This window comes from Pseudoalteromonas sp. 2CM41L, assembly GCF_023161905.1.
Classification (GTDB): Bacteria; Pseudomonadota; Gammaproteobacteria; order Enterobacterales; family Alteromonadaceae; genus Pseudoalteromonas; species Pseudoalteromonas atlantica.
Window position 1 is genome coordinate 1 of sequence record NZ_JALNTN010000011.1, and the last position, 26,435, is coordinate 26,435.

Consider the following 26,435-nt stretch of genomic DNA (forward strand, 5'->3'; position numbering starts at 1 on the left):
ACGATTGGAAATGTTAGCCCCATACAATATGAATCAATGAATTAAAACCCCGTGTCTACTTTATCGGGGTCAGATCATTTTACTGATAGCTGACAGCTAAAAACTGACCGCTGCTCTTTTACTCTGGCTCATACCCCAAATTAGGCGACAGCCACCTTTCAGCCTCTGTGAGCGTCATATTAGTTCGCTTGGCGTAATCTTCTACCTGATCCTTTTGAATAGATGCTACGGCATAATATTTTGCCTCTGGGTGTGAGAAATACCAGCCCGAAACCGCAGCCCCTGGCCACATGGCGTATGAGCTAGTGAGCTGCATGCCAATGCGTTTTTCGGTATCGAGTAACTGCCAAATTTTCTTTTTCTCGGTGTGCTCTGGGCACGCTGGGTAACCCGGCGCTGGGCGAATGCCTTGGTAGTTTTCGCGAATTAGCTCATCGTTACTTAAGTTTTCATCGGCTGCGTAACCCCAATACTCTTTGCGCACTTGTTCGTGCAAGTATTCTGCAAACGCTTCTGCGAGCCTGTCGGCAACCGCTTTTACCATTATTTTATTGTAGTCGTCTTGCTTGGCATCGAACGCGTCGGCTAGGTCGTCTTCTTCTAAACCGCCCGTTACTGCAAACGCGCCAAAGTAATCAGGTGTGCCTTTTGGCGCAATGTAGTCGGCTAAACAATAGTTAGCAAAGTCGGTTTTTTCGGTTTGCTGGCGTAAATGGCATGAGGTAGTTAACAGCTCTTTGCGGGTTTCGTCGGTGTAAATTTCTATGTCATCACCCACGCGGTTTGCAGGGAATAAACCAATTACACCTAAAGGTTGCAAAGCACCTGACTTTTCAAGGTCGTCGAGCATGTCGTTAGCGTCTTTAAATAAGCTACGTGCTTGCTCGCCAACGACTTCATCGTCCATTATGCGCGGGTATTTACCAGCGATTGACCACGTCATAAAGTACGGGGTCCAATCTATGTATTTACGTAACGTGGCGATTGATACATTTTTAAATTCGGTCACGCCCAGCTTTTTAGGCACCGGTGGCGTGTAATTATCCCAATCAAGCTTGGCTGCGTTATCGCGGGCACGCTGTATGGTAACGGGTTTTGAACGTGGCTTTTTGCGCGCTTGTTGCTCGCGTACTTTTTCGTACTCGGCTTTAGTTTTTTCTAAAAAGGCCGGTTTTAGCTCTTTAGATAATAAGCTTGATACCACGCCCACTGCACGGCTGGCGTTATTTACGTACACTACGCCTTTGTCGTACTGCGGTTCAATTTTAACGGCAGTATGCGCTTTAGAGGTCGTTGCGCCGCCAATCATAAGTGGGAGCTCAAAGCCTCGGCGGGTCATTTCTTTGGCTACGTGTACCATTTCATCAAGCGATGGGGTAATTAAACCCGAAAGGCCGATTATGTCGGCTTTTTCGTCAATCGCGGTTTGCAGTATTTTTTCGGCAGGTACCATTACGCCTAAGTCGATTACTTCGTAGTTATTACATTGCAGTACTACGCCTACAATGTTTTTACCTATGTCGTGCACGTCGCCTTTTACGGTGGCCATAACTACTTTACCGTTAGTGGCACCTTCTTCTTTTTCGGCTTCTATGAATGGGTCTAAGTAGGCCACTGCGCGTTTCATTACGCGGGCCGATTTAACAACTTGCGGTAAAAACATTTTACCTGCACCAAATAAATCCCCTACCACGTTCATGCCATCCATTAATGGCCCTTCAATTACGTGAATAGGTTTATCGGCGGCAGCTCGGCACTCTTCGGTGTCTTCATCTATAAAGGTGGTAATGCCTTTTACAAGGGCGTGCTCTAGGCGTTTTTCAACAGGCCATGTGCGCCACTCTAAATCTTCTACGCGTTCGGCTTGTGCCATACCCGAAAACTTAGGGGCTATTTCTACAAGGCGCTCACCTGCACCTGGGTCGGTGTTAAGGATTACATCTTCTACGGCTTTGCGAAGTTCCTCGGGGATATCGTCGTAAACTGCAAGCTGGCCTGCGTTTACAATACCCATATCCATACCCGCTTTTATCGCATGGTATAAAAACACCGAGTGAATCGCTTCACGTACGGGGTTATTACCTCTAAACGAAAACGAGACATTAGACACCCCGCCCGACACTTTACAGTGCGGTAAGTTTTGCTTAATGCGGCGTGTGCCTTCAATAAATTCTACGGCGTAGTTGTCGTGCTCTTCTATACCGGTGGCTACGGCAAATATATTGGGATCGAATATTATATCTTCCGGCGGGAAGCCAATCTCTTCGACTAATATTTTGTAGCTGCGCTCACAGATTTCGTATTTGCGGTCCGCGGTGTCGGCTTGGCCGTCTGTATCAAACGCCATAACCACAGCGGCGGCGCCAAAACGTTTAATAATTTTAGCTTGGCGTTTAAACGGCTCTTCGCCTTCTTTAAGCGATATTGAGTTAACAATAGCCTTGCCTTGAATACATTTAAGGCCTGCTTCTATTACTTCCCATTTAGAGGAGTCGACCATAATGGGCACTTTAGAAATATCGGGCTCTGAGGCAATTAAGTTTAAAAACTTAACCATGGCCGCTTTTGAGTCCAACATGGCTTCGTCCATGTTTATATCAATAACTTGGGCGCCGTTTTCTACTTGCTCGCGGGCAACATTCAGGGCGGTCTCGTAATCTTCTTCCATGATTAAGCGTTTAAACATGGCAGAGCCAGTTACGTTGGTACGCTCGCCAACATTGGTAAATACTGCAATTTGCTGGGTCATGTTGGCTCCTAGTTTAAGTTACAGGCTTCAAGGCCTGATAAACGCATGCGAACATCAAGCTCTGGCAATGCGCGAGGTTTTACCCCTTCAAGCCCTTTGGCAAACGCACGAATATGCGCAGGCGTTGTGCCGCAGCAACCACCAACAATATTTATAAAGCCCGATTTGCCCCAGTCTATAATCTCTTTCGCCATGTCCTCTGCTTCTAGGTCGTACTCACCAAATTCGTTAGGTAAACCTGCATTTGGGTGTACTGAGGTAAATGTTTCGCATACGCGCGAAAGCTCCTCTACGTATTGGCGAAGTAAATCGGGGCCAAGGGCGCAGTTAAGGCCTATCGAAAGCGGCTTAATATGGCGAATAGAGTTATAAAATGCTTCGGTGGTTTGCCCCGAAAGCGTACGCCCAGAGGCATCGGTAATTGTGCCCGAGATCATTACGGGTAATGTACGTCCTGCTTGCTCAAACGCTTCTTCTACTGCGAATGAGGCCGCTTTTGCATTTAGCGTGTCGAAAATGGTTTCGATAAGTATTAAATCAGCGCCGCCTTCCATTAATGCAAGAGTAGACTCAACATAGGCAGTAACCAGCTTATCAAAGGTAATATTGCGATAACCAGGGTCGTTTACATCTGGCGAAATTGAGCAGGTTTTAGAGGTTGGCCCTAACACACCGGCTACATAGCGTGGTTTTTCTGGGTTTTTAGCGGTGAATTCGTCACATATTGCGCGTGCGAGTTTGGCCGACTCTAAGTTTACCTCACGGCTTATGCTTGCCATGTCGTAATCTTCCATCGAAATGGTGGTTGAGTTAAAGGTATTGGTTTCAATAATGTCTGCACCGGCGGCTAAAAAGCTGCGATGTATATCGGTTATTAACTCAGGTTTTGTAAGGCTTAATAAATCGTTATTGCCTTTTATTAGTACGTGCCAGTCTTTAAAGCGCTCGCCTCGGTAGTCTTCTTCTTCAAGCTTGTGAGTTTGGATCATGGTACCCATGGCACCATCTAAAATTAAAATACGCTCTTTTAATGCAGCGCTTAATTCGCTGTGTTTATTATTGTTTTGCACGTTATTCGGCATAGTTGTTAGTCCTCACATCTTGGCTAACTAAATTAATATCATAAGGTGTAGTTTGGTACACGTAGTAATTTAACCAGTTCGAAAACAGTAAAAAGGCATGGCTTTGCCACGTTTTTGACGGCTTTTTGCTTGCATCGTTATCTGGAAAATAGTTTTCGGGTTTTGGCGCATCAGGACTTTTTTGTAAATCGCGCTCGTACTCTGCTTTTAATGTGTCGGCATCGTATTCTGGGTGGCCGGTTATAAACACTTGGCTGCCCGACTTATTTTTCATTAAGTAAGCGCCTACTTTTTCAGAGCCTGCCAGCACGACTATATCGTCGCAGGCATTTATTTTATTTATATCTATGTGGCCATAACGTGAGTGCGGCACTAAAAAGGTGTCGTCGAAGCCACGAGTAAGTGCCCCGTGATCAAAGTAACACTGGTGAGTAAACACACCACAAAGTTTATCTTCTTTTAAATCGCGTTTTAAATTGTAACGATGATACAACGCGGCATGCGCCGCCCAGCACGAAAACAGCGTAGAGGTAACGTGCTGCTCTGCCCAATCAATAATCACTTTTAGCTCATCCCAGTACGCAACATCGTCGTATTCAAGGTGTGCGAGTGGCGCGCCGGTAACAATTAACGCATCGTAGTTATTGTCTTTCACTTCTGAAAAATAACGGTAAAAGGTATCTAGGTGCTCTTCTGAATTGCTACTGCTACGGTGTGTATCTAGGCGTAATAGCTCTACATTTACTTGTAAAGGAGAATTGGCAAGCAAACGAATAAACTGCACTTCGGTTTCTACTTTATTAGGCATTAAATTTAAAATAGCCAAACGCATAGGACGAATTTCTTGCGTTTTTGCGCGACTTTTTGGCATTACAAACACGTTTTCTTCACGTAAACGGGCAATAGCCGGTAGCTCGTCTTTCACTGTAATTGGCATATTTTTTACTCCTACTCATAAAAACCGAGAATTTATACGCTCTCATTATGAACAGTATGCTAAAAATATCAACCTCTAGATGTATAGATGTCTAAATGAAATTTATTCATGATTTTATCAGATTTACAAAAAGTTATAGATCAGGAGGAATGCATTTATATTGAAATATTTTGTTTAACTGTATTGAGGTCGCGCTACTAAAACCAGTAGCGTTATTTCAATTAAAAACGATAATTTACAGATAAATTAAGAGCGTAAATATCACCTTCGTCTGTATCAAAATATTGGTATTCAGCGCTTAATTGCCAGCGTTGAGTTAACCTATAGTCAATCCCAGTACCGTACGTTACACCGCCTTCGTCATAATTTTGCTCAGTGATTAACGTAGAATTTGTATCTGAGCCAGTTATTGATTCTGCAAGGTTTCTTATTTCACCTTCATTGTAACTTAATTTATTTCTACCATAGCCACCAAATAAAAACACATCTGCCCGAATTGAAATGGGATAATTAGCTTTCACAAATATACTTGTTTGCAAATCAAGGCTTGAGTCAATTTCGCTCTTAATAGATTCTGAGGTTAACGAACCATCTAGCGGGTTTCGCGCGTAAACAAGCCCATTTAGCGGCGTTGATTCGTCATTTAAACCAAAACCTACACGACCTTCTATCGCAAAGTATCGCGAAAACTGATAGCCAAACTGGCCGTATAGTGTTGTAAATCGTATGCTATCACTCTCGTATACATCAATTTGCGTAGACCCTATCCCTACTCCTTGGTAATAACCATTTACCTGGAGTATGTCTGCTTGGCTCGAAAATGAGTATAAACCTAAAAGTAATGCCCCTAACTTTGTAACTGTTTTCATGTTCATTCCTTTAAACCTTTGTAATATTTAATTATGCGATGTTTTACAACGACTAAGAGTGGTCTGCCTGTATAATTTGCTTATACTTTACAGTTTGTAAATATACTGTACCACTTTTGTTAAAAATGAAATGTGTTTGAACAATATAAAACAATAGATTACAGAATTTTACACAATAGAAATCCTGTCATAGTGGTGTTTTAAATGGGCAAGAAAATAAAGTACCGTTTAGATTAGCGTATTGTTCTATACGCCATTCGTTGACTGTTTCACCCGTGAGCCACTACAATACAACATTGAAATTTTTATTATTATTTGAAGGCTTTCCTCCATGGTTTTACCTGATAAGTTTATATTCTCGATGAGTCGAGTATCTAAAGTTGTGCCACCTAAGCGCACAATTTTAAAAGATATTTCGTTGCACTTTTTCCCTGGCGCTAAAATTGGTGTGCTAGGTTTAAATGGTGCTGGTAAATCTACATTACTTCGCATTATGGCCGGTGTTGATCAAGACTTTGAAGGTGAAGCTCGCCCTCAACCTGGTACTAAAATTGGTTACTTACCGCAAGAGCCAGTGCTGGACGAAAGCAAAACAGTACGCGAAATAGTTGAAGAAGCTGTTGGCGAAGTAAAACATGCCCTTAACCGCCTTGACGAAGTGTACAACGAGTACGCAATGGAAGACGCTGACTTTGACGCCCTAGCAAAAGAGCAAGGCGAGCTTGAAGCGATTATTCAAGCGCACGATGGTCACAACATTGATAACGTTTTAGAACGCGCTGCTGATGCACTTCGTTTACCTGAGTGGGATGCTAAAATTGAGCACCTTTCAGGTGGTGAGCGCCGCCGTGTTGCTATTTGTCGTTTATTACTCGAAAAACCAGATATGCTTATTCTCGATGAGCCTACTAACCACTTAGATGCTGAGTCGGTTGCTTGGCTTGAGCGCTTCTTACATGATTACGAAGGCACTGTTGTGGCGGTAACGCATGACCGTTACTTCCTTGATAATGTAGCTGGCTGGATACTAGAGCTTGACCGTGGTGAAGGTATTCCGTGGGAAGGTAACTACTCTTCTTGGCTTGAGCAAAAAGATGCGCGCTTACAACAAGAGCAAAAATCTGAAAAAGCACGTCAAAAATCAATTGCTCAAGAGCTTGAGTGGGTACGTTCAAACCCTAAAGGTCGCCAAGCTAAGTCTAAAGCGCGTATGGCGCAGTTTAGTGAGCTACAACAGTCTGATTACCAAAAGCGTAACGAAACTAACGAGCTATTTATTCCACCTGGTCCGCGTTTAGGCGACCAAGTGCTTGAAGTTAATAACTTACGTAAGAGTTTTGGCGACCGCGTATTAATCGACGATTTAAGCTTTAGTATGCCAAAAGGCGCGATAGTGGGCATTATCGGTGCCAATGGCGCGGGTAAATCAACCCTATTTAAAATGCTAAGCGGCGAAGAGCAACCTGACAGCGGTGATATTAGCATTGGTGAAACAGTAGAATTAGCAACGGTTGATCAGTTCCGTGGCAACATGGACGAAAGCAAAACTGTATTTGAAGAAATATCTGACGGACAAGACGTACTAAAAATTGGTAACTTTGAGTTCCCAAGCCGTGCATACGTTAGCCGCTTTAACTTTAAAGGTAACGATCAGCAAAAGTTTGTAAAAGATTTATCAGGTGGTGAGCGTAACCGTTTACACCTTGCTAAACTTTTAAAAGCGGGTGGTAACGTAGTACTACTGGATGAGCCAACCAATGACCTTGATGTTGAAACACTACGCGCCCTTGAGAATGCTATTTTAGAGTTCCCAGGGTGTGTAATGTGTATATCGCATGACCGTTGGTTCCTCGACCGTATTGCAACACACATTTTAGATTACCGCGACGAAGGCCAAATTAACTTTTTCGATGGTAACTACACTGAATACGAAGAGTGGCTTAAAAAGACCTTAGGCGCAGAAGCTGCACAACCTAAGCGTATTAAGTACAAAAAAATTGGTTAATTGTTAACTGATATAATAAACCCTGCATTTATGCGGGGTTTTTTTATGCCATTTTTTATCGCTATGGGCTATTTCCCGCTATGCTTGATTTAAATATTACAATAAAGGCAACTCGTTTTATGGAAAATCGACGTCAGTTCTCGCGTATTCTTTTTTCAACCGCGGCCCAATTAGAATTTGCAGGAGAGAGCTACCCATGCAAATTACTCGATGTATCTTTACATGGCGCACTCATTACTAAATGCGCGGCGTTTAGTGGCACAAAAAATAGCGAAGCCACCTTGCGCTTTACCTTGCCACAAAGCGATATAGAAATAAAAATGGAGGTGTTTATTTGCCACATAGAAGATCAACACATCGGCCTAAAATGCCACCATATAGATATAAACAGCATTACCTATTTAAAACGGTTAGTTGAACTTAATTTAGCCGATGAACAATTACTTCATCGCGAGCTTGCCTCATTGATTAAATAGCGGCAATAGACTCCATTAGTTAAGTTTATTACCATAGCGCAAACTTTATTATTGATATGGTTATGCGCCTAAACCCTCACTTACCTTTGGTCTATCACAGTAATTATTCGTTTAGCTTTGACCCTAAGCACCGATTTGTAATGAGTAAATTTGCTCATTTATATGAGCAGGTTAAAGGTTTAGGCATTGCAGGTAATAATTTAGTAGAGCCTATTTTGGGCTCCCCCGAGCCACTTGAACTGGTACACTGCGAAAACTACATTCACGATTTATGGCATAACCGCCTAGACGAAAAAGCCATGCGCCGCATTGGCTTACCTTGGTCGCAACCGCTAATGGACCGTACATTCACCGCCCCACAAGGCACGTTACAAACTGCACGCTTAGCATTAAAGCATGGCTTAGCCTGTCATTTAGCAGGTGGTACGCACCATGCACACACTGATTTTGGCTCAGGTTTTTGTATGGTGAACGACTTAGCCTTTACCGCGCAAACATTAATACAAAGCGGTGAAGTGACCAACGTGCTCATTTTTGATTTAGACGTACACCAAGGCGATGGCACAGCTGCAATGCTTGCACATCAGCCGTATGCGTATACCTGCTCTATACACTGCGAAAAAAACTTCCCGTTTAGAAAATCCCCCAGCGATTTAGACATAGGCCTTGCTAACAATATGCAAGACGCAGAATACTTAGCCATTGTGGATGATACGCTGCAGTTTTTACTAAAAGAACTCAACCCCGATTTAGTCCTATACGATGCCGGTGTAGATATTTGGCAAGACGATGGCTTAGGCAAACTAGATATAAGCTGGGACGGCATTAAACAGCGTGACCATTTAGTGTTTAAGCGCTGCCTTGAACATAACACCGCTATTGCCAGTGTTATTGGTGGCGGCTACGACAGAGACCATACGCGTTTAGCGCAGCGCCATGCAATAGTGATTGAGCAGGCTGCTAGTTTTTAAAATAAGTATTAACCTGTGCGCTTTATACTTTTAACTGGCTTGGGGTTAGCCCTGTCCAACGTTTAAATGCCCGCCTAAAGTTAGGAATATCGTAAAATGCCAAACGCTCAGCAACTTGCTCATTGCACTTAGCGCGCAAGGTAAGTAAATAAATGGCTTTATGTTTATTTTGCTCATCAACTAAGCTCGAAAAGCGCATATTATGGCATTTTAGTTTTCGTTTAAACGTGGCTGGGCTCATGGCAAAATACTGGGCGGTTTGCTCTAAACTTGCCTCGTTATAAGTGTGTAAATAGCGCCAAACAGCCTCTATAAAGGTGTATTTTGCGTGTAATTTTACAGCCAATTGAGCGCGTGCTTGCATAAAGCGTAATTCGCTGGCGTACGGGTTAGCTTGGCGAAGTAATGTTTTGCTAATTACCCAACGAGTCGTTGGCTGCTCAAAACGCAGCTTTAAACCTAAATGTTGCTCGTACTGATGAATATGACGCGGTCGCTTAAAGCTAAAGTCGAACTCACATTGCGGATAGTGCGGGCTTAAACGCTTTAATAAACTATAAAACGCAGCACTGTAAATTTCTAAAATGTAGTTATGTAGGTCGTCATCAAGCCCTATAGCAGCATTTAAAAAAATATAAAATTGCTGATTACTTACATAGTGCTGACTAAAAAACAAAGGGCAAAGCTGTAAATGCGCTCGCTGTATTTGTAACAGAGCCGCTCCTAGTTTAGCGCTGTACAATACACTTTGTGCTGCGCTACTTGAATCGTTAACTAATTGACTCCCTAGTAAAAAACCGCTGTCGGGGGTGTTCATTAGGCGTTTAAATTGACTTAGTAATTTAACTTGCTGCTCTAAACTAAAGCAATGTTCAACGCTGAGTAAGTCTTGTTCAAAAATCCCGGTGCCGCGTAACAACTTATGTAAGGCAACCCCCCTACTTTGCGCAAGCTCTACAACGGCAGTTATAAGCCCCTGTGCAGTTAAATACTTGTCACTTAAGCTAACATAACTGTTCACTGCTGGTGGCTCTTTGTTGTTTTTGTAGTTGTAGGCCGCTGTGCAATTGTTGCATTAGCATGTGAGCTGTATCACTTTTTTGCGCTTGTATGATATGGGTAGTTACACACTGAAACTTAGCAAGCCCAGAGCCTTCTACTTTAAAAGCACAATGTTTTAATGCGGCTGTTATTTGCCTAAGAAGCTCTTGGCCTTGCTGCTTTGATGTGGCTGGCATTAGCACCATAAAACAGTCTCCCGCATAACGACATACCACATCGCTTAACCGACAGTTCATTAATATCAGCTCGCTTATTTCGCGTAGCAGTCGATCCCCTTCGCTAAAACCAAACTCATTATTAAAACTCGCGAAGTCGCGGATATCAATAGCGGCTAATAAAACTGGCTGCGGCGCCTTAAGCTGGGTGTTTAACACGCTTTGCAAGTATTCGGCTGTATAAACACCGGTAACGGGGCATACTTTGTCGTGCTCACGTAAATGTGCTTCACGGCGCCTTAGCTGTTTATTTAAAACATATTGTTCTTGGTGCCAATGGTATAAACCTAAACTGGTTAGCAGCATCCCAACAGGGGCTGGCAGTGACTCTATCCAGCTTAGCCACTGCTGCGCAGGTTGCATTAACCATTCATCGAGCAAATCGAGCGTGGCCGAGAACATAAATAAACCAAGCCCAAGCACCAAATAACGAGTAACTTTGCCCGGCGGGCGCGAAATAAGTAAGGCAACAATCCAAGTTAGGGTCATAATCACTATGCCGCCCTCACCAATAATATCGAGCCATTGTATGTGTTGCAGCTCTTTGAGTTCCCCTAAATAGGCACATAAAAATATGGCTAATAACGCCATAGCTATAATACTGTTTGTTAAAAGCCGATGGCTAATAAAGGGATTAAATCGCATAGTTTGTCTTATTTAAATTGCGTATGTATTTATGCTACCCGAAGTGCATTTTTTGTAGCAGGGTCATATTAGCTCAATGATGTGACAGCTAAATGATATGCACTTACTTATAAGCTGCACATGGCCCATTAACACTATATTGCTTGGGAGTGCGATTAGCTCACACGCCAAGGTAAAGCTTTTAAAACCTTAATAACCTGCTGATCTAAATAGGGTGTTGTCACATTTGCGTCATTTAATTTAATTAGTTTGCTTTCAAACCAAGCAGCAACAGGAGCAAATTACATGGCACACTTTAAACTTAAAGCACTGGTAACAGCGCTATCACTTTGCAATTTAGCAGTACATGCAGCACAAGAAGAACACAGAACTGATGTAAAAGTATCTGAAGAGTTAGTAGTCTATGGCGAAATAGGTTATCGCAACCGCTCACAAGAATTGGCCCCAACGCTTGAATACTCTCAAGAGTACTTTCAGCGTTTTGAACCACTAACAGCAGGTGATGCACTAAAGCGTGTACCGAGTGTGACGTTTTTATCAGATGTGCTTGAGTCTGACGGCGCACGTATGCGCGGTTTGAGCCCTGCTTACACAAAAGTACTGATCAATGGCGAAGAAGTTCCAGGCGCTGGTGCTGATCGCTCATTTTTTGTTGACCGTATTCCAGCAGAATTAATCGAGCGTGTAGAAATAATTCGTTCATCAAGTGCCAACCGCTCTGCCGATGCAATTGCGGGCACCCTTAACATTGTACTTCGCGATGGCTACAGCTTAGACGGCGGTTATATTCGCGCAGGAGGATTACGCTATGATGATGGTGAACTAAAAGAAAGCTTTGCGGGCGTTTACGGTACTGAGTTTGCAGGTGGACGTTTACTACTAGGCGCTAATTTTCAAGGTCGTTATAACCCAAAACAAAAATCAAGCATACGTTATGGTGATAGCCCTGAAAATAACCCTAATTACGCAACTGATGATTTTGATAACCGTGAAGATCAATCTGATACTCGTGATGGCGATGACACATCATTAAATGCCAGCTTTGAAAAGGTATTTGATAACGGTGGCAAGTTTGATATTAGCGCTATGTGGGTTGATACAGACCGTACCGAAGACGAGCGTTCTTTTGAATATGACGACGCGACGGCCACGTCTAACTCTGTGGTTGAAGGCGGTAACTTACTTTCAGACAACGCAAATGTTTCCTACATTGACCAAACCAACTACAACATAAACTCAGGTTATGAATTACCGTTATTAGGCGGTACCAGCAAGTTTAAAGTAGGCTATGCCAGCTTTGAAGAGTCAGTTTACGAGCAAGAAGTTGAGCTTGATACATCTGAGCTCCCAATGGTTTTTGAAGAAGCAGAAGAAACTGTTGAGATTGACGATAAAGAATGGTCATTACAATGGCAACATAGCTTACTGCTAGGTGACTCAAAAGAAGTTCAGTTTGGTGCTTTTGTTCAAGGAAAAGAGCGCGACACAGCAATTTTTGAAGCTGAAGATGAAAGTGAGCAAACACTTACTGGCTGGGATCAGTTTAACCAAACACCTATGTCTTTAGCTGTATTTAACAACGAATTTGAAGCAGTAGACGGCGGTGTGAACACCCTCGAAGAAGACCGTTTTGACTTATTTGCATTAATCAAACACGAAGCAGATGTGTTCTCATGGGAGATGGGTGTGCGCTGGGAGTCAACTGACTCAAGCATTACCGATACCAATGAAGGCGTTACTGCCGAAAATGATTATGACTTTTTCTTACCTTCAGCTCACTTTCGTTACAGTGTAAGTGATAACGGCCGAGTCAGCGCCTCTGTTGCTCGTAGCTTGCGCCGCCCTGACTTTGACTACATAACACCCGCTCTACTTGAAGAAGAACTCGCTGATAATGACTTTTTAGGTAACCCAAATCTTAAGCCAGAATCTTCTTGGGGTATCGATTTAGGTTACGAATACCGTTTAGGTAAAAGTGGCGTTGTCGGTGTAAACGTATTTTACCGTGACGTTAGCGACCTAATTGAAATTGCCAGCACAGGTGTTGAAGGCTCAGAAGGCGAAGGTACATTTGTACTGCAACCACAAAATACTGGCGATGGCACAGTACAAGGTATTGAGTTTGATTTATCAACGCCACTGAGCGCAATCAACATGCCAAATACTGGTATTTTCTTAAACTACTCTTGGCTTGACAGTGAAGTTGAAGACAGTTTTGGCAAACGTAAATTTAACGACCAATCAGATTATGTTTATAATATTGGCTTTATCCAAGATTTACCAATACTGCGTGCATCATTTGGCGCAACTTACCGTAACCAAGGTGATGCATACGGACGCTTTGTAGGGGAAGAAGTAACAACCTCTTACGGTGCTGATTTAGAGCTTTTCGTTGAAAAGCGCTGGGATGATGTAACACTTCGCCTAGTGGGTTCAAACTTACTTGATGCCAGTAAAGATGAAGTTTTTAACAAATTTGACTCACTTGATGACCAAAACAATCGTGACTTTGATGAGTACGAGCTTGAATCTGAAGAAGCAGGCCCAGTCATTCAAGTAATGTTGCGCTACGCATTTTAATAGCAGGCATCATCATATTAGGCACGTAATCGCTTGCTATTACGTGCCTTTTGGAGTTAGAACATGTTTAAATTGTCTTTCATAATGGCCGCCCTACTGAGCTCATCAGCGCTCAGTGCTGTCGAGCCTGTTATTTATAAAGATGAGCTTTATCAACAGCAAAAAATAGCTAAGTTAAATACGCTACCTGATAGCCTTAACTTTATGGTAATTGGTGATTGGGGACACAACGGCCACTTTTATCAAAAAGAAGTGGCTCACCAATTAGAAATAGCCATGTACCAAACTGATGCTGACTTTATCGTCTCAACTGGCGATAACTTTTACCCAAATGGTGTGGCAAGCGTTAACGATCCGCTTTGGCAATCAGCCTTTGAGAACATATACCACGGCCCTCACACATTTGAAGATTGGTATGTTGTTTTAGGTAATCACGATTACTTGGGTAATGCCCAAGCACAAATTGACTACACAGAAAAAAGCCAGCGTTGGCAGTTACCTGCAAGGTACTACAGTAAAACATTTACACTTGAAAACAACGAGCAAGTGTTAATGGTTTTTTTAGATACCAACCCGATTCAGCCGCAATACAGAGACCGTGATAAATACCGTTCTACCCATGGGCAAGGCTATAAAGCCCAGCTTACTTGGCTTGAAACCCAGCTTGCTGGCAGTAAAGCAAAGTGGAAAATTGTGGTAGGCCATCACCCGCTTTACTCAAGTGGTAAACGCTTTGGCCGTAACCAAGGGCTTCGCGACATTTTAGAACCTATTTTGGAGCGTCATAACGTGCAAGCTTATATCGCTGGGCACGAGCACGACTTGCAATACAACCAACCGAAAAATAGCAAAGTGGCTCACTTTGTCTCAGGTGGAGGCAGCGAAGCACGGTTTGTAAAACAGCGTGAATTTACCCGTTACGCAGAAGCAACACCTGGTTTTTTAAGTGTATCTATCAATGGCGAAACACTCAGTGTAAGTGCGATTAATCACCTTGGTGAAGTACGTTTTAGCACTGAAAAGCACATAGATAAGTAAAGGATAAAATAATGAACTTTAAACTAAATACAATTTCAGCAGTGTTTGGCAGTGCACTCCTAATAACTGCAATAAGCGGTTGTACAAGTAATGACGATACGCAAAATAATGCAGCTATTGCAAAGCCATATATTAAAAAAACAAATATTAAAACTAAATTATTCGGCCCACAACAAAACATACAAGGCTCACAAGCTGCTGCACTTGGTACTAATCAATGGCTTATTGCCAGTGAAAGCCAAGGCTTATTAATTGCCGATAACGAGCAAAGCCGAGTGCTGCTCGCCGGTAACTTTGAGTCAATTGCACTAAAACAATTATCAGCGCAGCAATTTTTACTCGCAAGCATTGATAAAAGCCAAGACAACGTCGTCATCTTTGAACTTGAAAAAAGCGGCCAAACTTGGCAGATAAATGAACTCTCTCGTATTACCCCGCCTCAAGCTCAGCCTGATGCCGTGTGTTTATTTAAAAACACTGATAACAAGACTGTCTCAGCATTTGTGCCGGATGTTCGAGGCTTGATCAGCGAAACCATTATTTATGATTTAGCCACTAAACAAGCTAAAAATATTGCAGTACGTGAGTTCTCTGCAGTCACTGAGGCTTCAGGCTGTGCTGTTAATGATGAAACAAAAACCTTGTATGTGGGCGAAGCTGAACTCGGCGTTTGGGCTATCAATGCTGATGCTGAATCCGATGCCAATAAACAGCCAGTGGCATTAGTACAGCCTTACGGTGAATTAAAAGCTGAAATCGGGGCATTATCAGTATCACAAGATGGTACTTTATGGCTTACTGCCACTGATGGCAATATGATCTATGCTTACCACGAAAATACTGAAAAACTAAGTCAGTGGTCACTTTCTGGCGATCACACCATTGAATCTGTTGCAGCGAGTTTGATCAATAACAATCAAGCGCAGCTAGTTTTAATTGATGATGAAACAGGTGCCTATATTCAAGCAAACGTTAACTACACAGCGCAAACAGTTACTTCACAAAACCAAGTCGCTATGACTCACATTTATGCCAGCGCACAAACAACGCCAGTTGCAGCATTTGGTGATGCAGCAGATGACCCAGCAATTTGGATAAATGAACACGACGTTAAAAGCAGCTTAATTTTAGGCACAGATAAACGCCGCGGCCTAATGGTTTATGATCTTGCTGGCAACAAAGTGCAATCGCTTAATGTTGGGCGTTTAAATAATGTTGATGTACGCCAGCATCAGGATATAAACAACGAAACCCATACTTGGATCACAGCCAGCAACCGCACGCTTAACAGTATTAGCGTGTTTACTGTCGATAGCGAGAACAAAGTAAACCATGTAACAGAAGTAGCGACTAACCTAGCCGAGATTTACGGTATGTGTATGTATTCGTCTGAATCTGGTCAATACGTATTTGTTAATGATAAATCAGGTTTATTCCAGCAATATAAACTCACCGGTGAGCAAGGTAACTTAAGCGGTGAACTGGTTAGAGAGTTTACCCTACCAAGCCAACCAGAAGGCTGTAGTGCTGATGATAAGCGCGGCCAATTATTTGCAGGTGAAGAAGATGCAGGCATTTGGTATATCGATGCTGAACCCAGTGCTGGCAACAAAGCGGTCATGCTACAAGGTATAAATGAGCAACTTGTGGCAGATGTTGAAGGCATGGAAATCTATCATGCTGATGATAAGCGCTATTTAGTAGTATCAAGCCAAGGCGATAATAGCTATGTGCTTTATAAAATATCAGATAACACACAGCCTAGCCTAAGCTTTGCAGGTAAATTTAATGTGATTGCTAATCTAGATAAAGGCATTGATGGCGCAGGTGAAACAGACGGCTTAACCGTTACAGCAAAACCTTTACCAGGCTACCCTGAAGGCATGCTTATAGTGCAAGACGGCTACAACCGTATGCCACTACGACCACAAAATTTTAAAATTATTGACTGGCGTGAGGTTAAAAAAGCCATTAAGTAAAAACCTACCATATTTAAACGCAATAAGGCTCTTACGAGCCTTTTTACTATGTGTATTTAAAATAAACCTATTAAATTTAGAGTTATTAAAGCTATATACTACAATTTAAGCTCATAAATTAATTGAGATTATTATGCGTTTACTTCTTACTTTGTTGATCATTACTATAAGCGGATACGCTTTTGCTGAGGAAGAAGCAGCAGAATTGCCACCACTCAACCCCAAATACAATGCTGAGCATGCAATAGCACTGGTGAATAAAGGTTCAGGAATTTATGCGTTTAACTTACCCGGCTATAAATTACCGCACGATGTACAAGTGGTGTATAGGATTAAAAACCCCGATGTGGCTTTTTTAGATGTTGTGCGCAACGCTGAGCTTATAACGCTAAAGCCCAAACCTTTTAATATTCAACGCTTAATGCGCGGTGAAGAAATAACCATTACCGCAGACGTGTACGAAGGCAATTACAAAAAAGCAGGCAGCCTAATTTACACAAACAGAACAATAGAAATGAGTAAACAGTTATATGCTCGCCAGTTAAAAGATTTAGCTAAACCTAGCCCCTGGCAAGAATACGACATGATAGACCTAGGTAGCACAGAGCGAATTTACATACATAAAATTAGCCAAGCACCTAGTTTCAGCCACTTAATTTTTGTAGATTTGGTAAATGCCTGTATGCAAAAGTTTAGAACCTCAACCCTCCTTCCTAGCCAGAATGAGTTAACGTATAAATTTATAAACTGCGGCACCCTAAAACCTTTGTTTTACGAAGCAGAAAGTTTAAATAAATAGCTTAATAAGCATACTCAGCAATTATGTTTATACCTTCTTGCATGACTTCCACTGACTGGCCAGCAAAGCCTAGACGCAAGTAACTAAAGTGTTTAGGTTTTAAGCTTCTATAAGAGTCGCAGAAATAAAACTCTGATTCTGTTTGCAAATAAATACTGCGCTTGTGTAGATGCTTTTTAATATTAGCCGTATCTATGTTTAAGTTAACCCACATTGCCATCCCACCATCGGGCTTTTTATACTCAATAGGTAAACCTTTCACCTGCAGTGCTCTTAATGAGTTATCCATAGCTTCATACCTATGCTTATATAGCTTAGTCATTCGCTTTAAATGACGTTCAAACGCACCTTCTTTCATAAAGTGCGCTAAAGCTAATTGCATAACCACATCATTTTTATGATTCATTAACTGCTTCCACGCATTAAGCTGTGCGATAACAGCAGGGGCAGCGCAAATGTAACCGATTCTGGCTGCGGAAAACATAATTTTAGAGAATGTAGAAAGGTAAATTACTATACCCGCAGGGTCATCCGCTGCCATTGGTTGTAACGGGTGACATTGGTAATGAAACTCATGGTCATAGTCATCCTCTATAATCATTACGCCATGTTGGTAACATAACTGATAAATTTGCATACGCCGTGTAGGCGATAAAGTCACAGTTGTCGGGTACTGATGCAGCGGTGTTAAGTACAGCATTTTAATTGAGAAGCGGCTAAGTTGCGCTTTCAAATCATCAATACATAAACCGTATTCATCTTGTTTTATATCTACTAATTGTGCGCCACATGCCGCAAAAGCTTTACGGGCTGGTGGATACCCTAACGTTTCTACAGCAACAAAATCGTTAGTGCTAATAAATGCTTTCGAGATTAAAAATAGTGCTTCTTGTGAGCCATTACACACGAGTAGGTCGCTTGTTTTTAAGTTACGCGCTTTATATAAGTAATTGCTTATTTGCACTTTTAACTCACTCACACCGCTTATATCACCATAATGAAATTTACTGGTATCTACATGGTTAAAAACATGACTTAAGGAGCGTTTAAATTCTTTATATGGGAAGCTATTAAGATCGGGAAGCCCACCTGCAAAATTATACTTATAATTATTTAAATTCATTGCAGGAGCTGGAACTGCTAACTCTTTGGCAAATTTATAGGCTTTAGGTGTTAAGACTGGCACTTGCTTAGTATTAGCGCTGCCTTGGATAGGTAAGGTTTGCGTTACCTTATAACCGCTACGCTCATGAGACTCTAACCATCCCTCAGCCACTAATAGTTGTAAAGCATTCATTATTGTATGGCGATTTAATTGATAAGCTTTCGCCATCTCTCTAGCTGAACTTAACTTAGCGCCAACCGCAATATCACCTTCAATAATTGCAGTACGAATAGCTTGCGCTAGCTGCAAATACTTTGCCTTATATTGCTTATTAAATTCTATATTAAGTGGCTGCATGTATTTCTAACTGGTATAGGTAAAAGTTATATTCTGGTTGTTTTTACTAAACCAAATAAGCGTACATTTATTGCTCTTTAATAGCAAAAAATGGAGCGAATAATGTTCACTCAGCATATACATAAAACAAACAAGGTTGTTTTAGAACCACTAAACCATAAACACTTAAATGGATTATATAAAGCAGGTAAGCACCCTAAAGTATGGCAATGGGTACTAGTTAACTACACAAAAACCCCTGAAATGCTAAAAGAGTGGTTTTTAACACAGGCGCAATTTAATAAAAACGAACAGATTGTTTTTGCGATTATTGACACAAATACACAGCAAGTAGTAGGTACAACACGATTATTTAAATTAGATAAACACAACCTAAGTGCTGAAATAGGCCACACCTTTATTAGTAATGACTGGCAGCGAACTTACATAAATACACATACTAAATTTTTACTGCTCAAATACGCATTTGATGATCTTAATTTAGTGAGAATTACATTTAATACTCATGAATATAATCAAAAATCACGAAATGCTATTGCACGTTTAGGTGCACGTTTTGAAGGACTCGCTTATAAAGATAGAAAGCTCAGCAATGGTAGCTATAGAAACACAGCAAAATTTAGCATAGTTGATGAGCAATGGCCGAACATAAAATTGCAACTAGAGGAGAAGCTCTAATGTACCCACCTTCGCATTTTCAAGAGCATGATATTAAACGTTTGCAGGCATTGGTTGAGCAATTTCCGCTAGCGAGTATTTTAACGCCCAGCTCGCAAAGTGATTTAAATAATATATGCCATGTACCTGTACTATATGATCCCATTCGTAATGTATTCATTGCGCACGTAGCTAAACATAACCCACTAACACAATGTGATAAACGCTCTGTAAAATTACACTTTAATGGTGATAGCTGCTATCTATCTCCCTCGTATAGTAATAATAAAACACTGCCAAGCTGGCTTTACTCATCAGTACAAGTCACTGCAAAGGTAGTGATTATTAAAAGCGACAGCGAGAAAGAAAAGATAATGAGTCAATTAACAACCCATTTTGAGCAAACCTTTAAGCCCATGTGGAATATTAATGATATGCCTACACGCAGTCGCCAAGCAATGTATCAACAATTAAGCTTTATAGAGTTTACTCCCACTCACTGGAGTGGAAACTTTAAGCTAAGCCAAAATAAATCAGCAGAAATTAGAGCCCAAATAAAAGAAAACCTAAAGCAAGCTCATAAACACTCTATTGCCGCTTTATTTCAAACATGAAAAAAGGCCCTTTCGAGCCTTTGGATTAACTTTGGAAATATAAAGTTTTAAAAATTATATCAGTGTAAGCAGTTGTGGCGCTGCGCTGTGGTAGTCAACGGCCATGGCTATACTGAGTGCTGTAATATTTATAATAGAAAAAGCAAACACTTGGCGTGCCCAGCTTGTTAAATTAACATTACGGCGATAGCCACGCAGTGCCATAAGTAACCACCAAAAACTGGTAATACACGCCACAGCCATAAAGGCGGCGCCAGTGTAGCCACTTATTGGTAATAGCATGACGACTAAAGCGTACACAGCAATATAAAGTACAATATGGCGCTTCGCTTTATCAATACCTTGCGCTACGGGTAATACGGGAATACCTGCGGCTTGGTAATCTTTAAAGCGAAAAATAGCAATGGCATATGAATGCGGCATTTGCCACAGACTAAACATAACTAATAGTATTAATGCACCTATATCGAACTGCCCGGTTACAGCGCAGTAACCAACAACAGGAGGCACTGCGCCAGAAAGGCTACCTACAAACGTGCCATAAACAGAATTGCGCTTCATGTAAAGGCTATAAACCCCAACATAAATGACATAGCCAAACGCTGCAAAAAATACCGCGGCTTGTGTGGTGTAAGCAATGAGTAAACCAAAACCTACAACCCCCAATAAAACCCCGTGACTCAGTGCAGCAAAGGCCGACATTTCGCCTGTTACTGTAACCCGCGTACGAGTACGTGCCATGGCTACATCTATGTCCCTATCAATTACATTGTTGATAGCACAGCCCGATGCAACCACAAGTGACAAGCCAATAAGCGTAACAACCATTAGCCATGGGTCTATATCCCCGCGCGAGGCAAGTAAAAAACCGCCTGCAACGCTGATAAGGTTGCCCATAATAATGCCTGGCTTAGTCACTGATAAATAACGACGAAACATCTTCAACTCCTAGTACATCATCATTGCGTTAGATTCATAAATTATCCAAACCGATAACCCAACAACCATGACGATAATTAGGGCACTGAATAAAAATGAGAAGGTACTTGCACGACCATCTTCTGTCGTAAAATTAAGGTGTAGAAAGTATTTTAAGTGCACCCAAATTTGTACAATAGCTAAAGTAACAATGCTCCAAAGCGTAGTTACTTTTGAAAAGTCGCCTTCCATTACCATGTAAAACGGTATGGCGGTTAAAATTATTGATAGCACAAAGCCTATTAAGTACGTTTTAACGCTGCCATGAGACTCATCATGGTGCTCGTTTTGCATTTGCTTTAACGCGTGCGCTTCGCTGTGGCTCATTACATTGCTCCCATTAAATAAACAACGGTAAATACACAAATCCAAACAATGTCTAAGAAGTGCCAAAATAGGCTTAGGCAGCTTAAGCGTGTCACTGTTTGTTTACCTAAGCCGCGTTTTGCCACTTCTATCATCATAATACTCATCCAAATTAGACCCGCAGTTACGTGCAAACCATGTAAGCCTACTAACGAGAAGAATGAGGTTAAAAAGGCACTTTGTTGTGGACCATTACCATGCACAATTAGGTGATGAAATTCGTAAATTTCCATGCCTATAAACACAGCACCTAAACAAAAGGTAATAAACAACCAGGTGAGTGTTAGTGCCTTTTTTTGCCCTTGTGCGGCAATCATGGCAAAGCCAAAAGTAATACTACTAATGAGTAGCGCCGCTGTTTCTACAGCGACAAAGTCGAGTTCAAAAATGTCTTTACCTGATACACCACCGGCTGTGTTCATAAACAGCACGGCGTAAGTGGCAAAAAACGAGGCAAATAATAGGCAATCGGTCATTAGGTATAACCAAAAGCCAAAGATTGTATCGCCAGAGGTATCGTGATGCTCATGTGCATGATCATCGTGCGAAACTGAGTCTAAATGGGCAGTTTCTACATTCGCAGATAGTGTACTCACGCGCTTAGCTCCTTATTTCCACTAGAATTATACGCAGCTTCAATACGTGCAATTTCATCAGGTTGTATATAGTAATCAACATCGCTGGTGTAACAACGCTTGATAAATAAGGCAATTGCGCCAACAAAACCAACGGCAGCTAACCACCAGATATGCCAGATCATGGCAAAGCTAAATACAGTTAAGCTTGCTGCAATTAACACCCCAGATGCTGTGTTTTTAGGCATATGAATTGGGCTGTAGCTTGCTTTTGTTTGATACGCTTGGCCTTTTTCTTTCGCTTCGGTCCAGGCATCAATGTCATCAACGTGAGGAATAGTTGCAAAGTTATACACTTGTGGAGGTGAGCTAGTTGCCCATTCTAGTGTATGGCCGTTCCACGGATCGCCGGTTGTATCGTCAAGTGCTTCGCGGTCTCTAAAGCTAACAAAGAGCTGCACGACTTGGAAAATAATACCAAACATAATAATGACAGCACCGCCTGCAGCAATGTATAACCACATGTTCCAATCTGGGTTATTAGTGTGGTTTAAGCGACGTGTCATACCTAAGAAACCAAGTACATACAACGGCATAAACGCCACGAAGAAACCAACTATCCAACACCAAAAAGACGCTTTACCCCATTTTTCGCTAAGCTTAAAGCCCATTGCTTTAGGGAACCAAAATACAAAACCTGCAAGGTAGCCAAATACAGCGCCACCAATGATTGTGTTATGGAAATGCGCAATTAAGAATAAACTGTTATGCAACACGTAATCGGCACCCGGAATAGCCAGTAGTACGCCGGTCATACCGCCTACTGTAAAGGTAACCATAAAGCCTAATGTCCAAAGTACAGGAACGCTGATACGTAAACGGCCGCGGTAAATAGTAAACAACCAGTTGAATAGCTTAACGCCAGTAGGGACGGCAATAACCATGGTCATTACTCCAAAGAACGCATTAACGTTGGCGCTCGACCCCATGGTGAAAAAGTGGTGTAGCCAAACAATAAAACCTAAAATAGAGATTGCACCGCTGGCATACACCATCGATTTGTAACCAAATAAACGTTTACCGGCAAAGGTTGAGATAATTTCAGAAAAAATACCAAAAGCAGGCAGTACTAAAATATAAACCTCAGGGTGACCCCACGCCCAAAACAGGTTGATGTACATCATAGCGTTGCCGCCCGCTGCATTGGTAAAAAAGTGAAAATCAAGGTAACGGTCAAGCGTTAGCATGCCAAGCACAGCAGTTAAAATAGGGAAAGATGCTGCAATTAAGATATTTGCCCATGTACATGCCCATGTAAAAATTGGCATTTTCATTAGGGTCATACCTGGGGCACGCATTTTAAACACAGTCGCTAAAAAGTTTACTGCAGTTAAAAGTGTACCGAGCCCGGAAATTTGCAAGGCCCATATATAATAATCGACCCCCACCCCAGGGCTAAAAGTCAGCTCCGAAAGCGGCGGATACGCCACCCAACCTGTTTTTGCAAACTCACCAAATACAAGCGACAAGTTAATTAAAATGGCACCGCTGGCAGTAAACCAAAAACTTAGGTTATTTAAAAATGGAAAAGCGACATCGCGTGCGCCAATTTGTAGTGGCAATACAATGTTCATTAGACCAATCATAAATGGCATAGCCATAAATATGATCATGATAACGCCGTGCGCTGTAAATATTTGGTCGTAATGCTCAGGAGGCAAATAACCTGGTGCACCGCTAGTAGCAAGTGCTAACTGCGCACGCATCATAATGGCATCAGAAAAACCACGAAACAGCATTATTAATGCTAAAAAGATGTACATTACGCCTAAGCGTTTATGATCAACAGAGGTGATCCAGTCGTGCCAAAGCACGCCCCACTTTTTATATTTAGTAATAAGCCCGGCAATAATAAGCCCGGCAATCGCTATCACCGTCATGGTAACCATTATAATTGGCTCATGAAACGGAATTGCGTCGAGTGAAAGTTTACCTAAAAACGACATTATTATTCCTCGTCCTGGCTGTGAGATGAAGGCGTTGCGTGTTCATTCATTTCATGGTGCTTTTTGCTCATTTGCCCATGATCGCTCATCACTTGATGTTTTTTGTTCATATCGCCATGTGCCTGCATATACTTCATCACAATGGTATGAAATAGGCCGTCGTCGACCTTGCCATAATAGGCAACAGGATTGTTTTCACTGGCTTTTGCAAGCTCAACATAATTGGCATGCGTGAGGTTATTAGCATTGGCTTTAACGCTTGTTACCCACTTGTCAAAATCAGCTTGTGTTGGGGTGGCAATGGCATTGAACTTCATACCGGTAAAACCTGCGCCACTGTAATTAGCAGAAAAGCCTTTAAATGTGCCCGGCTCATTTGCGATTAAATGAAGCTTGGTTTCCATGCCTGCCATAGAATAAATTTGACTACCTAGCTGAGGAATAAAAAAAGAATTCATTGTGCTTTCTGAAGTGATTTTGTATTCCACCGGCACATTTGCCGGAAATACCAATTCATTTACCGTTGCAATACCTTGCTCTGGGTAAATAAATAGCCACTTCCAGTTTAATGAAACCACCTCTACAGTGAGGTGCTCGCCTTTACCTTCAATAGGTTTATAGGGGTCTAAGTCTTGGGTAGACTGCCAGGTAATAACACCTAAAATAATAACGATAACAATAGGAACAGCCCAAACAACGGCTTCAATCTTATTTGAATGAGCCCATTTTGGTGCATAAATTTCATGATCTTGTGTGTCTCGATATTTCCATGCGAAATACAAAGTCATCACAATAACGGGGATTACTACGAGTAGCATAAGGACAGTAGCAATGATGATTAAGTTTTTCTCATCAATACCTATTTGGCCTTTTGGATCGAGTATCCCGCCTTTACAGCCTGACAACGCCAGCACCGTACTAGCTAAAGCAATATTACAAAGGTTACGAATTAACAAGGGAGTATCCTACAAACCTAGAGTTTTAATTTGCTGCTTTGAATAAAAATTAAGCAACGATTTTTCAATAAAAACCCAAGTTAACTAGAACTAAATTATAAAAATAAAGGGGACTGAACCCGCTGCAAGTGGATGCAAAAAAATACCTAGCAACAAACCCAGCTTCTAAACGCATTTATATAACGTAATAAAAGTTAACTTGGGTGAGTGTTGGTTGGCTGACGTGATTAAAACACGCGGCTACATTGCTAATGCAAACTTTAATTATTTACAGCAAGAAAAAATAATTAAAACCAGCAACAAGTGAAGCCTTACAGACAACCTGTAAAGCTAGGTGGAGCACGACAACCATGTGCAGCGGACACAGGTTGGTGTACTTTTGCCTCGCGAAAAGCGAAAGCGGCTTTACGAAGGATTATTCCAGCACGACGCGCCGGAAAAATATGGAACAATAACCAGCAAAGGCCAATGAGTAACTGACTAGATATGATCGGATGAGCTAAAAATTGCGTAACGTGCAGCAAAACAGGCTCAACAATAGAGCCATTGCTAAACAACGCTTCAAGCTGAAAGGCATCCTCTAATGCACCACTTAGCAGCATTACCGTATTAAACACTAATAATGTTATAGCGACACACACGCCCTTGCCCGCTTTATTCAAGCGTTCACACGTTTGCGGTTTGCTAGAAGCAAAAGCCGTATTTGTATGATGCAAAGAAAGTGTGTTCAAAGACATTAACCTACTAAATGACTAATAACAAAATTAGAGTAATAAAGCGCGCAATGGAAAAATTAAAAAAACATTGCTGCTGTAAGCCCTAAAACGAGGTGCTAAATACAATCAAACCCGGCTAGCACACATTTACCTAGTGAGAATTGATCCGTATCAAATAAACTTTCAAAACTTACTGAAAGTTCGATGCTGAGTATAACAAAGACAGTTTTCGGTTCAACAAAAAATATAAAGTTTTGCGTTAAGCTTTCGCAGCTATTTTGTTAATAGAAAATAACATAATAAAAATAAAGACTTAGTTTATAAATATTTTATATTTAGGTAGCTTGATGAGTAGAGATAAGGGGGATTAATGAAGTTAAAAATAAAGCCGCACAAACAAAAACAGCCCAAATTCAGTCACCACCGAACTTGAGCCGCCTTTCACACTGACAACATCTTCACACACATATAAAGATTCTTGGTTTACACTGCGTGGCAATTGTAGGGAATAAAAACAACTCAAAACCGGTCACCACCGACCTTGAGTTGCCTTTCACACTGACAACATCTTCACACACAATATAAAGATTTTTGGTTTACACTGCGTGGCAATTGTAGGAGATAAAAACAACTCAAGCTAAGTCACCACCGAACTTGAGTTGCCTTTCACACTGACAACATCTTCACACACAATATAA

22 protein-coding genes are annotated in these 26,435 nt (G+C 41.6%); 9 read left to right on the top strand and 13 right to left on the bottom strand.

The window, feature by feature from the left end; genetic code table 11:
- Positions 1-118 precede the first annotated feature (118 nt).
- The 4 genes from metH to MTF64_RS13080 all read right to left on the bottom strand — a co-directional run bounded on the left by metH (position 119) and on the right by MTF64_RS13080 (position 5,637).
- Complete coding sequence (gene metH / locus MTF64_RS13065) at positions 119-2,749, bottom strand: methionine synthase (RefSeq protein WP_248451662.1); 2,631 nt, start codon at positions 2,747-2,749, stop codon at positions 119-121.
- Between the two features lie 8 nt (positions 2,750-2,757).
- Positions 2,758-3,831 carry a homocysteine S-methyltransferase family protein gene (locus MTF64_RS13070; RefSeq protein WP_248451664.1) on the bottom strand — a complete coding sequence of 358 codons (1,074 nt, stop codon included), beginning with the start codon at positions 3,829-3,831 and terminating at the stop codon, positions 2,758-2,760.
- Positions 3,821-4,768 carry a homoserine O-succinyltransferase gene (metA, locus tag MTF64_RS13075; protein ID WP_004587433.1) on the bottom strand — a complete coding sequence of 316 codons (948 nt, stop codon included), beginning with the start codon at positions 4,766-4,768 and terminating at the stop codon, positions 3,821-3,823. The genes MTF64_RS13070 and metA overlap by 11 nt, the downstream gene beginning before the upstream one ends.
- Before the next feature lie 221 nt (positions 4,769-4,989).
- Entirely contained in the window at positions 4,990-5,637 is a 648-nt protein-coding gene (locus MTF64_RS13080; protein ID WP_248451666.1) for an outer membrane beta-barrel protein, read from the bottom strand.
- A gap of 331 nt (positions 5,638-5,968) precedes the next feature.
- Here MTF64_RS13080 and ettA point away from each other — a divergent pair, with 331 nt between their 5' ends.
- The 3 genes from ettA to MTF64_RS13095 all read left to right on the top strand — a co-directional run bounded on the left by ettA (position 5,969) and on the right by MTF64_RS13095 (position 9,089).
- The gene (gene ettA, locus MTF64_RS13085; protein WP_248451667.1) at positions 5,969-7,642 is read left to right on the top strand and encodes an energy-dependent translational throttle protein EttA; all 1,674 of its coding nucleotides are present in this window, start codon (positions 5,969-5,971) and stop codon (positions 7,640-7,642) included.
- Positions 7,643-7,761: 119 nt separating this feature from the next.
- Positions 7,762-8,118 (top strand): PilZ domain-containing protein, encoded by a 357-nt coding sequence (locus MTF64_RS13090; protein WP_248451668.1) that lies wholly within the window; start codon positions 7,762-7,764, stop codon positions 8,116-8,118.
- A 62-nt stretch (positions 8,119-8,180) separates the two neighbouring features.
- Entirely contained in the window at positions 8,181-9,089 is a 909-nt protein-coding gene (locus MTF64_RS13095; RefSeq protein WP_248451669.1) for a histone deacetylase, read from the top strand.
- A 22-nt stretch (positions 9,090-9,111) separates the two neighbouring features.
- Here the strand turns inward: MTF64_RS13095 and MTF64_RS13100 are convergent, their stop codons facing one another.
- Together MTF64_RS13100 and MTF64_RS13105 are read right to left on the bottom strand one after the other, a co-directional pair.
- On the bottom strand, positions 9,112-10,110 hold the full coding sequence (locus MTF64_RS13100) for an AraC family transcriptional regulator (protein ID WP_248451670.1): 999 nt from the start codon (positions 10,108-10,110) through the stop codon (positions 9,112-9,114).
- Complete coding sequence (locus MTF64_RS13105; RefSeq protein ID WP_004587438.1) at positions 10,094-11,011, bottom strand: GGDEF domain-containing protein; 918 nt, start codon at positions 11,009-11,011, stop codon at positions 10,094-10,096. Before MTF64_RS13105 ends, MTF64_RS13100 begins: the two co-directional genes overlap by 17 nt.
- 285 nt (positions 11,012-11,296) lie before the next feature.
- On the opposite strand from MTF64_RS13105, the gene MTF64_RS13110 reads away from it, so the two are divergent.
- The 4 genes from MTF64_RS13110 (at position 11,297) to MTF64_RS13125 (ending at position 17,407) form a co-directional block, all read left to right on the top strand.
- Positions 11,297-13,591 carry a TonB-dependent receptor gene (locus MTF64_RS13110; RefSeq protein WP_248451671.1) on the top strand — a complete coding sequence of 765 codons (2,295 nt, stop codon included), beginning with the start codon at positions 11,297-11,299 and terminating at the stop codon, positions 13,589-13,591.
- Between the two features lie 63 nt (positions 13,592-13,654).
- Complete coding sequence (locus tag MTF64_RS13115; RefSeq protein WP_248451672.1) at positions 13,655-14,629, top strand: metallophosphoesterase; 975 nt, start codon at positions 13,655-13,657, stop codon at positions 14,627-14,629.
- An 11-nt stretch (positions 14,630-14,640) separates the two neighbouring features.
- Positions 14,641-16,608: a phytase gene (locus MTF64_RS13120; RefSeq protein ID WP_248451673.1), complete on the top strand. Its 1,968-nt coding sequence runs from the start codon at positions 14,641-14,643 to the stop codon at positions 16,606-16,608.
- A gap of 133 nt (positions 16,609-16,741) precedes the next feature.
- Positions 16,742-17,407: a hypothetical protein gene (locus tag MTF64_RS13125; protein ID WP_248451675.1), complete on the top strand. Its 666-nt coding sequence runs from the start codon at positions 16,742-16,744 to the stop codon at positions 17,405-17,407.
- A 1-nt stretch (position 17,408) separates the two neighbouring features.
- Here MTF64_RS13125 and MTF64_RS13130 read toward each other — a convergent pair whose 3' ends face one another.
- On the bottom strand, positions 17,409-18,869 hold the full coding sequence (locus MTF64_RS13130) for a PLP-dependent aminotransferase family protein (protein WP_248451676.1): 1,461 nt from the start codon (positions 18,867-18,869) through the stop codon (positions 17,409-17,411).
- A gap of 102 nt (positions 18,870-18,971) precedes the next feature.
- On the opposite strand from MTF64_RS13130, the gene MTF64_RS13135 reads away from it, so the two are divergent.
- On the top strand, positions 18,972-19,547 hold the full coding sequence (locus tag MTF64_RS13135) for a GNAT family protein (RefSeq protein WP_248451677.1): 576 nt from the start codon (positions 18,972-18,974) through the stop codon (positions 19,545-19,547).
- Positions 19,547-20,140 carry an FMN-binding negative transcriptional regulator gene (locus MTF64_RS13140; RefSeq protein WP_248451678.1) on the top strand — a complete coding sequence of 198 codons (594 nt, stop codon included), beginning with the start codon at positions 19,547-19,549 and terminating at the stop codon, positions 20,138-20,140. Before MTF64_RS13135 ends, MTF64_RS13140 begins: the two co-directional genes overlap by 1 nt.
- Positions 20,141-20,194: 54 nt before the next feature.
- Here MTF64_RS13140 and cyoE read toward each other — a convergent pair whose 3' ends face one another.
- The 6 genes from cyoE to MTF64_RS13170 form a co-directional block, all read right to left on the bottom strand.
- The gene (cyoE, locus tag MTF64_RS13145; RefSeq protein WP_004587443.1) at positions 20,195-21,079 is read right to left on the bottom strand and encodes a heme o synthase; all 885 of its coding nucleotides are present in this window, start codon (positions 21,077-21,079) and stop codon (positions 20,195-20,197) included.
- 9 nt (positions 21,080-21,088) lie between these two features.
- Complete coding sequence (gene cyoD / locus MTF64_RS13150) at positions 21,089-21,445, bottom strand: cytochrome o ubiquinol oxidase subunit IV (RefSeq protein WP_004587444.1); 357 nt, start codon at positions 21,443-21,445, stop codon at positions 21,089-21,091.
- On the bottom strand, positions 21,445-22,080 hold the full coding sequence (gene cyoC, locus MTF64_RS13155) for a cytochrome o ubiquinol oxidase subunit III (protein WP_055252952.1): 636 nt from the start codon (positions 22,078-22,080) through the stop codon (positions 21,445-21,447). The genes cyoD and cyoC overlap by 1 nt, the downstream gene beginning before the upstream one ends.
- A complete protein-coding gene (gene cyoB, locus MTF64_RS13160) occupies positions 22,077-24,065 on the bottom strand; it encodes a cytochrome o ubiquinol oxidase subunit I (protein WP_004587446.1) in 1,989 nt (662 codons plus the stop codon). Before cyoB ends, cyoC begins: the two co-directional genes overlap by 4 nt.
- A 2-nt stretch (positions 24,066-24,067) precedes the next feature.
- Positions 24,068-25,021 carry a ubiquinol oxidase subunit II gene (cyoA, locus tag MTF64_RS13165; RefSeq protein ID WP_248451679.1) on the bottom strand — a complete coding sequence of 318 codons (954 nt, stop codon included), beginning with the start codon at positions 25,019-25,021 and terminating at the stop codon, positions 24,068-24,070.
- 311 nt (positions 25,022-25,332) lie between these two features.
- Positions 25,333-25,752: a hypothetical protein gene (locus MTF64_RS13170; RefSeq protein ID WP_096042109.1), complete on the bottom strand. Its 420-nt coding sequence runs from the start codon at positions 25,750-25,752 to the stop codon at positions 25,333-25,335.
- Between the last annotated feature and the right edge of the window lie 683 nt (positions 25,753-26,435).

Bases quoted from the DNA above. Each gene is read 5' to 3' on its own strand.
- MTF64_RS13140 (WP_248451678.1), top strand. From the start codon at position 19,547: ATGTACCCACCTTCGCATTTTCAAGAGCATGATATTAAACGTTTGCAG.
- MTF64_RS13070 (WP_248451664.1), bottom strand. From the start codon at position 3,831: ATGCCGAATAACGTGCAAAACAATAATAAACACAGCGAATTAAGCGCT.
- metA (WP_004587433.1), bottom strand. From the start codon at position 4,768: ATGCCAATTACAGTGAAAGACGAGCTACCGGCTATTGCCCGTTTACGT.
- cyoE (WP_004587443.1), bottom strand. From the start codon at position 21,079: ATGTTTCGTCGTTATTTATCAGTGACTAAGCCAGGCATTATTATGGGC.
- MTF64_RS13095 (WP_248451669.1), top strand. From the start codon at position 8,181: ATGCGCCTAAACCCTCACTTACCTTTGGTCTATCACAGTAATTATTCG.
- MTF64_RS13130 (WP_248451676.1), bottom strand. From the start codon at position 18,869: ATGCAGCCACTTAATATAGAATTTAATAAGCAATATAAGGCAAAGTAT.
- MTF64_RS13120 (WP_248451673.1), top strand. From the start codon at position 14,641: ATGAACTTTAAACTAAATACAATTTCAGCAGTGTTTGGCAGTGCACTC.
- MTF64_RS13110 (WP_248451671.1), top strand. From the start codon at position 11,297: ATGGCACACTTTAAACTTAAAGCACTGGTAACAGCGCTATCACTTTGC.
- MTF64_RS13090 (WP_248451668.1), top strand. From the start codon at position 7,762: ATGGAAAATCGACGTCAGTTCTCGCGTATTCTTTTTTCAACCGCGGCC.
- metH (WP_248451662.1), bottom strand. From the start codon at position 2,749: ATGACCCAGCAAATTGCAGTATTTACCAATGTTGGCGAGCGTACCAAC.
- cyoD (WP_004587444.1), bottom strand. From the start codon at position 21,445: ATGAGCCACAGCGAAGCGCACGCGTTAAAGCAAATGCAAAACGAGCAC.
- ettA (WP_248451667.1), top strand. From the start codon at position 5,969: ATGGTTTTACCTGATAAGTTTATATTCTCGATGAGTCGAGTATCTAAA.
- cyoB (WP_004587446.1), bottom strand. From the start codon at position 24,065: ATGTCGTTTTTAGGTAAACTTTCACTCGACGCAATTCCGTTTCATGAG.
- MTF64_RS13125 (WP_248451675.1), top strand. From the start codon at position 16,742: ATGCGTTTACTTCTTACTTTGTTGATCATTACTATAAGCGGATACGCT.
- MTF64_RS13135 (WP_248451677.1), top strand. From the start codon at position 18,972: ATGTTCACTCAGCATATACATAAAACAAACAAGGTTGTTTTAGAACCA.
- MTF64_RS13115 (WP_248451672.1), top strand. From the start codon at position 13,655: ATGTTTAAATTGTCTTTCATAATGGCCGCCCTACTGAGCTCATCAGCG.
- MTF64_RS13080 (WP_248451666.1), bottom strand. From the start codon at position 5,637: ATGAAAACAGTTACAAAGTTAGGGGCATTACTTTTAGGTTTATACTCA.
- MTF64_RS13105 (WP_004587438.1), bottom strand. From the start codon at position 11,011: ATGCGATTTAATCCCTTTATTAGCCATCGGCTTTTAACAAACAGTATT.